The sequence below is a fragment of the bacterium genome, assembly GCA_030654305.1.
Lineage (GTDB): Bacteria > Krumholzibacteriota > Krumholzibacteriia > LZORAL124-64-63 > LZORAL124-64-63 > PNOJ01.
Genome location: JAURXS010000040.1, coordinates 1 through 2,281, shown reverse-complemented (window position 1 = coordinate 2,281; position 2,281 = coordinate 1). Strand labels below are relative to the sequence as shown.

At 71.2% G+C, this 2,281-nt stretch carries 3 protein-coding genes; 1 reads left to right on the top strand and 2 read right to left on the bottom strand.

Annotated elements, in window-relative coordinates:
- Both Q7W29_00915 and Q7W29_00910 read right to left on the bottom strand, forming a co-directional pair.
- Positions 1-538: hypothetical protein (locus Q7W29_00915; protein MDO9170376.1), on the bottom strand; the 538-nt coding region annotated here is incomplete at its 3' end.
- A 50-nt stretch (positions 539-588) separates the two neighbouring features.
- Positions 589-1,212 carry a DedA family protein gene (locus Q7W29_00910; GenBank protein ID MDO9170375.1) on the bottom strand — a complete coding sequence of 208 codons (624 nt, stop codon included), beginning with the start codon at positions 1,210-1,212 and terminating at the stop codon, positions 589-591.
- Between the two features lie 232 nt (positions 1,213-1,444).
- On the opposite strand from Q7W29_00910, the gene Q7W29_00905 reads away from it, so the two are divergent.
- Positions 1,445-2,281 (top strand): amino acid permease (locus tag Q7W29_00905; GenBank protein ID MDO9170374.1); only part of this gene is annotated, 837 nt, incomplete at its 3' end.

Genomic DNA, 2,281 nt, shown 5'->3' with positions numbered 1-2,281 from the left:
GCTCGCCCGTCGCCGGCTCGATCGACCGCGCGACGATCTCGTAGTTCCCGTTGCGCACGATCCGCAGCACCAGCCCCCGCGGCGCCACGAGGTTGGTCGACGGCGTGCCCCGCTCGTCGCCGCCTTCGGTGTGCCAGACCTCGATCCGGTTCGACCGGATCTCGCAGGTCGACTTGCGGCAGGCGCGGCCGAGGATGGTCGCCGTCTCGTCGGTCGGCGTCAGCGGCGTCAGCGACGCGAAGGCCGTCTCCACCGTGCAGCGCTCGCCGTCCTTCAGCAGCGCTGTCTGCCACGTGCGGCCGGTGTCGTAGTCGAGGTAGGAGGTCTCGCGCGGCGCGCCCTCGCGCCACCCCGTCGCCGGCTCGTTGCCCACCCGGACGATGCCGCCCGCCGTCTCGACGACGAAGCGCCCCTCCTCGGGCGCCGCCTGCCCGTTGACGACGGTGCCGTAGACGACGCGCAGGGCCGCCGCGGCGGCCGGGGGAGCGGACAGCGCGCACACCACGGCCAGGATCGCGATGGTAACGGTTCGCTGCATGGGGGACCTCGCATGCCAGGAGAGTCCGGGTCGGATCCCGACGCCGGGGGCTACGCGGCCTGCCGCTTCTTCCACCGCCGCCAGTGCCGCACGAAGAACACCGCCGCCAGCACGGCCAGGGCCACCAGCACGCCCACGTCGATGGCGTGGCTGTGCTCCATCACCGCTTCCCAGTTCTGCTTCAGCGCCGCGCCGGCCAGGGCCAGGGCGGTGTTCCACAGCCCGGCGCCGATCGTCGTGAAGACCAGGAACGGCAGCAGCGGCATGCGCCCGACCCCGGCCGGGATCGAGATCAGGTGCCGCACCACGGGGATGAAGCGGCAGGTGAGGATCGTGATCTGGCCGTGCTTCTGGAAGTACCGCTGCGTCGCCTCGAGTTCGTGCATGTCCAGCAGGAAGTACTTGCCGAAGCGGCGGAAGAAGGGCTCGCCGCCGAAGGCGCCCATGGTGTAGGAGAGCAGCGAGCCCACGATGCTGCCCAGGGTGCTGGCGACGATGACCCCGAAGAGCGTGAAGCGCCCGGTGGTGATCAGGAAGCCGGCGAAGGGCATGACCGCCTCGCTCGGGATCGGGAAGACCATGCTCTCCAGCACCATCAGCCAGAAGACGCTGGCGTAGCCCATGGCGTCGATGAACGCGGTGGCGTGCTCGGCGACGAATTCGGTGATGCCCATGCTGCGTGTCTCCGCGGGAATGGTGTGTGGGCCGCATCGGCGCGGCGACCCCGTACACTAGGCCTTTTCGCCCGGCCCGGCAAGCCGTGCGCGATCGGCGGTTGCCCCGGCCGTTCCGGCCCTCTAGACTCCGATGTTCCGGACGCCGCCGGACCGGCGCCCCGACCGCGAAGGAGACCCCGTGACCCGGCAGATCTTCGCCCGCAAGCCCCTGCAGGACCTGCTCGACGACATGGCCGGCGACCAGCGGCTGCGCCGCTGCCTGGGTCCCGCGACGCTGACCAGCCTGGGGATCGGGGCGGTCATCGGGGCGGGCATCTTCGTGGCCACCGGGGAGGCGGCGCGCAACGTCGCCGGGCCGGCCCTGATGCTCTCCTACGTCGTGGCCGGGATCACCTGCGTCTTCGCCGCCCTCTGCTACGCCGAATTCGCCTCGCTGGCCCCGGTGGCCGGCAGCGCCTACACCTACGCCTACGCCACCCTGGGCGAGCTGTTCGCCTGGATCATCGGCTGGGACCTCATCCTCGAGTACGCCGTCGGCGCGGCCACGGTGGCCAACGGCTGGTCCAGCTACTTCCAGGAGGTGATCGCCGGCTTCGGCTGGCGGGTGCCCGCAGGCCTGCGCGGCGCGGCGCTGCACTACGACGCCGCGGCCGGGGAGTTCGTGCGCACCGGCTCCTGGTTCAACCTGCCGGCGGTGCTGGTCGTGGCCGCGGTCACCGTCGTGCTCGTCAAGGGCATCCGCGAGAGCGCGCGTTTCAACCTGGTGATGGTCGGGGTGAAGGTGGCGGCGGTGCTCTTCGTGATCATCGTCGGCGCGTTCTACGTCGACCCCGCCAACTGGACGCGCGATTTCGCCCCCTACGGCTGGACGGGCGTCGGTTTCTTCGGCACGCCCTTGTTCGGCCAGACCTCGGCCGCAGGCACGCCCGTGGGCATGCTCGCCGGCGCGGCGATCATCTTCTTCGCCTTCCTGGGCTTCGACTCGGTGTCCACGCACGCGGAAGAAGCGCGCCGGCCGCAGCGCGACGTGCCGCTGGCCATCATCGTCTCGCTGCTGGTCTGCACG